Origin of the sequence: Dietzia timorensis (genome assembly GCF_020742175.1) — a bacterium.
GTDB classification, from domain to species: Bacteria; Actinomycetota; Actinomycetes; order Mycobacteriales; family Mycobacteriaceae; genus Dietzia; species Dietzia timorensis_A.
On the sequence record NZ_DYXM01000205.1, the window covers coordinates 1 to 6,456 of the forward strand.

General features: G+C 65.6%; 5 protein-coding genes. 2 read left to right on the top strand and 3 right to left on the bottom strand.

Annotated features, from left to right (window positions below; all coding sequences use genetic code 11):
* A partial coding sequence (nirB, locus tag K8V11_RS10435; RefSeq protein WP_303913725.1) for a nitrite reductase large subunit NirB occupies window positions 1-2,338 on the bottom strand: 2,338 nt, incomplete at its 3' end.
* Between the two features lie 425 nt (window positions 2,339-2,763).
* Here nirB and K8V11_RS10440 point away from each other — a divergent pair.
* Window positions 2,764-3,687 carry a formate/nitrite transporter family protein gene (locus K8V11_RS10440; protein ID WP_303913727.1) on the top strand — a complete coding sequence of 308 codons (924 nt, stop codon included), beginning with the start codon at window positions 2,764-2,766 and terminating at the stop codon, window positions 3,685-3,687.
* A 165-nt stretch (window positions 3,688-3,852) separates the two neighbouring features.
* Here the strand turns inward: K8V11_RS10440 and K8V11_RS10445 are convergent, their stop codons facing one another.
* Entirely contained in the window at window positions 3,853-4,722 is an 870-nt protein-coding gene (locus K8V11_RS10445; RefSeq protein WP_303913730.1) for a phytanoyl-CoA dioxygenase family protein, read from the bottom strand.
* Window positions 4,723-4,932: 210 nt separating this feature from the next.
* Window positions 4,933-6,126: a TDT family transporter gene (locus K8V11_RS10450; RefSeq protein ID WP_303913732.1), complete on the bottom strand. Its 1,194-nt coding sequence runs from the start codon at window positions 6,124-6,126 to the stop codon at window positions 4,933-4,935.
* Between the two features lie 106 nt (window positions 6,127-6,232).
* On the opposite strand from K8V11_RS10450, the gene K8V11_RS10455 reads away from it, so the two are divergent.
* The coding region (locus K8V11_RS10455; RefSeq protein WP_303913733.1) for a LysR family transcriptional regulator at window positions 6,233-6,456 on the top strand (224 nt) is incomplete at its 3' end.

Here is a 6,456-nt window from a genome sequence, read left to right on the forward strand (position 1 = left end):
TGCCGAGCGAGTCCTCGCACACGACCTCGCGGATGTGGTCGAGTCCGCCCTCGAGGCTCTCGATCCACGCCGCGGTGCGCTGCAGCCTATCCGCGGTGCGGACGTAAAAGCCGAGGAACCGATCGATATACCGCACCAGGGTGACGTCGTCGAGATCCTTCGCGAGGAGTTGCGCGTGCCGCGGGGTCGCTCCGCCATTTCCACCGACGTAGAGGTTCCAGCCGTTCTCGGTGGCGATGACGCCGACGTCCTTGCCGCGCGCCTCGGCACATTCGCGAGCGCAGCCGGACACGCCCATCTTCAACTTGTGCGGGCTCCGCAGGCCGCGGTAGCGCAGCTCGAGATCGACGGCCATCTTCACCGAATCCTGCTGGCCGTAGCGGCGCCAATCCGTCCCCACGCAGCTCTTTACCGCGCGCAGCGATTTTCCGTAGGCCTGCCCGGACTCCATTCCGGCATCGACAAGACGGCGCCAGATCTCGGGCAGCTGGTCCACGCGCGCGCCGAACATGTCGATGCGCTGCGCGCCCGTGACCTTCACGTACAAGTCGAAGTCCTTGGCGATCTCCCCGCAGACGATGAGCTGTTCGGCGCTGACCTGGCCCGCCGGCATCCGCGGGACCACAGAGTAGGAGCCGTTGCGTTGGATGTTGGCGAGGAAACGGTCGTTGGAGTCCTGTAGTGCAGCGCGGCCGTCGTCGAGCACATGGTCGGCGCTGTTGAGCGTCGCGAAGATCGACGCGAGCGTCGGCTTGCACACCTCGCAGCCCCGCCCCTGGCCGAAATGCTCGATAAATGTAGAGAAGTCCGAGATGCCGGTCGAGGAGGCGATCTGGAACAGCTCGGCGCGCGACTGCGCGAAGTGTTCGCACACCGCGGTCGATTGCTCGATCCCCTCCGCGTCGAGAAGTTGCTTGATCAATCCGACGCAGGACCCGCACGAGGCCCCTGCGCGCGTGCACGTCTTGATGTCCCCCACCGAATGCGAACCATCCGCAATCGCCGAGCAGATGTCGCCCTTGGACACCGCATTGCACGAGCAGATCTGTGCGTCGTCAGGCAGAGAGCCGACACCGATCGCCGGAGCGTCCCCTGCCGCCGGCGCGATGAGAGCCATCGGCGACCCGGGCAAAGGCTCTCCCACGAGCGAACGCAACACCGAATACTGTGCGGCATCGCCAACGAGAATCCCGCCGAGCAGCGTCTTTCCGTCGGAGGCGAGCACCAGCTTCTTGTACTCGCCGGCCACCGGATCGTTGACGTGCAGCTCGCGCGCGCCTTCGGCCACACCGTGCGCGTCGCCGAAACTCGCGACATCGATGCCGAGCAGCTTGAGCTTGGTCGACATGTCCGGATCGACGAAGCTGCGTGCTTCGCGCCCTGTGAGGCGGTCGGCGACGATCTGCGCCGTCTGGTAACCGGGCGCGACCAGCCCGTAGCACGTCCCATCGACGGCGGCGGCCTCGCCGACGGCGGAAATCGCGGCGTCCGACGTCAGACAGTGGCGGTCCACCAGGAACCCGCCCCGCGGTCCGCGCTCGAGCCCGGCGGCCTCCGCGAGTTCGTCGCGCGGACGAATTCCGGCGGAGAAAACCACGAGGTCGACGACCAGTTCTTCGCTGCCCTCGTCGGAGCCGAGAGTCATGGTCAGCGTGTTCGGCTCGGCCGTGCCCTGGGCAATGGATGACGTCGCACGTCCCGTATGCACGGCCACTCCGAGCGCCTCGACCTTCTGAGCGAGCACCGCGCCGCCGGCCGCATCCACCTGGATCGGCATGAGCCGCGGGGCCATCTCGACCACGTGGGTGTCGGCGCCGAGAAGCCGAAGGGCGTTCGCGGCCTCGAGCCCGAGGAGGCCGCCGCCGATCACCGCGCCGACAGGCCCCCGGCCAGCGGTCTTCGCCGCGTCGATGCGGCCGCGGAGCGCGTCGAGGTCGTCGAGCGTGCGGTAGACGAAGACCCCGTCGAGATCGTGGCCGGGAACCGGCGGAACGAATGGCGCGGATCCCGTGGCGAGGACTAGGTGGTCGTAGGCGACATCGCGTCCATTACTACAAGTGACGAGCTTGGCGTCGCGGTCGATACCGGTGGCACGCGCGTTGTAAACCTCGACTGCGGCCGGCAACGTGTCGAGCTCGAGCATGCCGCGGTCCCAGCTGCCGACGTAGCTCGATAGGGCGACGCGGTCGTAGGCGTGGCCGGCCTCTTCGGCGATGACGGTGATCGCAGTCTTCGGTTCGCGGGCGAGAATCTCCATGACCGTGCGGTGCGCGACCATCCCGAATCCGATGACAACGACGTGCTTCGGGAGGTTTCTTGCGGCGTAACTACTCGACATGGCGGCGGCCCTTTCATAACGAATTCGGTCCTTCTATGACTGAATTCTATGCCGCCAGTCTCCGAATATTCCAGGCATATTCGAACTCTTCACACCGCTTTTACAATCGTCGCTTTCACGCAGTTAGCCAGGCAGAAACGACGCAGTGTGCGACGTCACTCGTGCCCAGATCGCCACCTTCTGACCTGCGCTGTACCGCGCATAATCCAACTATCGATAGTTCCGAAGTTCGTATCAATTTTAAACCCGCGTTTCGTGATTATTTCGCACATGTTTCGTACGCATTTGGGTTCGTCTTTCGAAGTCCATCAGCGTCGAATAGTCAATAGAATCTCGCCTTTAATTGCGGCTATATCTATGGAACACGTCCACGGCGGAGTATCGAAAAGTTGCACCGCCCCGCCCCAAACTCCACGAGGATGCCCATGTCATATATCAGCCCACCCGAGTTTGCTCGCGCCATCGTTGACGCCGGGGAATCGAAAGTCTTCACATCGACCCGGGACACGCTCATCCGGTCGTTCATGGCCGGCGCCATTCTCGCGCTTTCCGCGGCGTTCGCGGTCACGATCACGGTCCAGACCGGCAACGCGTTGCTCGGTGCCGCCCTGTTCCCCGTCGGTTTCTGCCTGCTCTACCTTCTCGGGTTCGACCTGCTCACCGGCGTATTCACGCTCGTGCCGCTTGCTCTCATCGATAAACGGCGAGGAGTCACGGTGCGCGCGATGCTCCGCAATTGGGGCCTCGTATTCCTCGGCAATCTCGGCGGCGCGATCACTGTCGCCGCGCTCATGGCGATCGTATTCACCTACGGATTCAGTGTTCCGCCGAACGAAGTCGGTGCCCGCATCGGCGAGATCGGACACAGCCGGACCGTCGGCTATTCGGAGCACGGCGCCGGCGGAATGATTACGATCTTCGTTCGCGCCGTGCTGTGTAACTGGATGGTCTCTACGGGTGTCGTGGCGGCGTTCATGTCGCGCTCGCTTCAGGGCAAGGTCCTCGCGATGTGGATGCCGGTCATGCTGTTCTTCTACATGGGGTTCGAGCACAGCATCGTCAACCTGTTCCTCTTCCCATCAGGCCTGATGCTCGGCGGCGACTTCTCCATCGTCGACTACCTCGTGTGGAACGAAATTCCGACCATTACCGGCAACCTCGTCGGCGGATTCACGTTCGTCGGCCTCACCATCTACATCACCCATGTGCGCACAGCCCCCAAGCGAGCGCCTAAGCGTGCGGAAGAACTGAACGAACTCGCACCACAGGGAGACTCAACCCACGAAGTCCCTAACGGACCGGAGGCAGGGCGAGCGATGCATCCCGATCGGATAGCAAGCCCTGCGTAGCCGCCTCGCGTAATACCGGCCAAAATCGACGAACCGCGAAATGGCCGACGGCCAGGCCCCTCTCTGGAGCCTGGCCGTCGCCCAATTTGTGGACATCGAACCGTCCGCACTTTTTATGTCGAGGCCCCGAAGGGGCCCAATTCTCGTTAGCCCTGCACCCGTCGATTACCGGCGCGCCAGGTATTCGGGCCGAGGCGCCGTTCCCGCGAACGGCTCGGTCAACTTATTGTCCACGCTGTTGAACACGACGAAGATGTTCGAGCGTGGCATGGGAGTGATGTTGCCTCCCGAGGCGTGCAGCGCGTTGCAGTCGAACATCGTCATCGACCCCTCGGGGCCGGTGATCAGGTCGATGCCGTGCTTCTCGCCGAGTTCGGCGATCGCTTCCTCGGACGGCGAACCCACCGTCGGGCCGGTCGTCACGAGCGATTCGTTGTAGAAATCGTCCGGCGTCTCGCCGGCCGTCTGCACGAAGTAGCGCTGCGTGCCGGGCATGATCATCAGCGGGCCGTTGTATTCGCGGTTCGGCGTCAGCGCAATCGAGGCGCTGCACGCGCGCGGGCGCGGCATCCCGTCCTCGACGTGCCACGTCTCGAAATCGGAATGCCAGTAGAACGCTCCCCCGGCGAATCCGGGCTTGTAGTTCAGCCGGCTCTGGTGCACCGTGACGTCGGAGCCCAGGATCTCCTTCGCCAGTTCGATCGCGCCGCTCTCTTCGACTGCGGCCCAGACCGCATCGGACAGCAGGTGGACGTCGAAAATCGAACGCACCGCCTGCGTTCCCCCCTCGCGGATCACGCGCGGGTCTTCGGCCATACCCGGGTCGGCGCCGATGCGCTCGATCTCGTCGAGGCATTCGCGCACACGGGCACTCGAAATCGCGCGTTCGCGCTGGACATAGCCGTCGCGCGCGTAGGTTGCGACGTCGGCGTTGCGCCGTTCGGCGTCACCCCACACCACGGGGTCGGGACGCCGGAAAATCCTCGGTTCGTTCTGGACACGGGTCGGATAGTCGTCTACGACAACCGTCGACACGCCAAACCTCCTTCTCAAGTAGCTGCGCACACCCCAGCCACTCGACAACGGCCGGAGAATGCGGCGTTGCTGGTCCACCCATAGATGTACCCGGGTTTCTTACTTTCTGCAAAGATTTCACGCGCCTTCACCCCTACCCCATCCCCCATGAAATTCGTACGCGCGCTAGCTATTTGACCTAAGCAATTGACGAACCGGGCCCGCGTTCGCTCAGGCCTTGCGTGTCAGCGCGACCGCCGTCAGGGTTGCCACGGCGCACAGTGTCCACGTGCACGCCAACACCCCGGTGATGACGCCGGAGGCAACGTGCCATCCGGCCTCTACGTGCACTTGGCCCAGGTAGAAAGCGCCGAGCGCGCACGTACCCACGGGGAAGGTGAGCGACCACCAGCCGGTGCCGAACGGCATGCGCTGGGCGAAGCCTGCGATGGTCATAACCGAGGCGTACGCGGCCAGCACGGTGCCGATCGCCCCGAGGACGACGATCCCGTAGAGATGCGCGGCGTGAAGAATCCCCGGCCTGGCGGATTCAGGGAGCAACTCGCTCCCGCGCGCGGCGATGAGCTGGATCGCCGCCGTCGACTGCCCGACAACGCCGAGCGGGATCCACAGCGAGGTCCTTAACGCGAGCGGCAGGGGTTCGCGCCGCCAGTGGTGGTGATACGCGGCGGCGAAGACAAGCGCGCCGAGTGCGAGCGCGACGACGAAGCACACGACGATCACGGCGAGCAACGCGACCTTCGCTGCGGTCGAGCTCACGTGCGGGATAAAGGTGCACCCGGCGGTCGCGGCGACCATGGGCGCGACGACGGTGAGCCCCCACACCGGGGTCGGCGTGCCGAGCCCTCCGGACCCGCCAGGTTCGAGCCCCATCGGACCGGGGCGGCGCGAACGCACTTTTCGCAGGCGCGCCACGAGGCCGGCGGCGAAGTCGACCGCGACCACGAGACCGAGGACCGTGCCCAAGGTCCAGAGCACCGCGTCGACGCCGAGCGCCACGCCCGATAGCCCCTCCGACCAGGCCGGAAGCACCGTGCTCGCCGCGGAACCGGCGGACATCACGCCCATCGAGACCGTGCCCCACGCCGGTCGCTGCGAGGCCTCGCGGAGGGCGGCGCCCACAAAGTCGCGGTCCTTCCGGCAGGCCCGGACGAACCCGGCGGTCAGGCCGATCAGCAGCACCCAGGTGACCACGAGCAGAGCCGTGGCCACGCCGAGCCCCGCGGCGTACTCCGACCACAGCAGCGCGACGAGCGTGCTGAGAATGCCGCTTCCCATGACGGTCGGGAACCACGCTGGCCCGGCCGGCGGCAGGGGCACGCGCAGTGGCGAGGTGTCGCCCGCCCTCCAGGAGGGCCGTGTGCCCCTTCCCGAGGCTGCGGAGGCGGCGGGCACGTCGGACATGGTCGAAATCATACGTCCAGCCAACTCGCCCGCCGCAGACGCCGGTAGCCCCCGCGCAGTGGGGAAGCCACAAATAGCCGTTGTGGCCGCGGGTTACACTCGCCCCATGCCTCTTTCAGCGCGCGTACCGGACCTCGACGTCCTCAATTCCCTGGTGACGACGGCGCGCTGCGGGTCCATGGGCGCGGCCGCGAATGTCCTCGGCCTCAGCCAGCAGGCGGTGTCGGCGAGGGTGCGCACGGCCGAGAAGTTGCTCGGTGTCGTCGTGTTCGTGCGCAGCCCGTCCGGGGTCACGCCCACCGATTCCGGCCGCAGCATCCTCACCTGGGC

Coding starts and splice junctions, on each gene's coding strand:
- K8V11_RS10440 (WP_303913727.1), top strand. CDS start 2,764: ATGTCATATATCAGCCCACCCGAGTTTGCTCGCGCCATCGTTGACGCC.
- K8V11_RS10450 (WP_303913732.1), bottom strand. CDS start 6,126: ATGTCCGACGTGCCCGCCGCCTCCGCAGCCTCGGGAAGGGGCACACGG.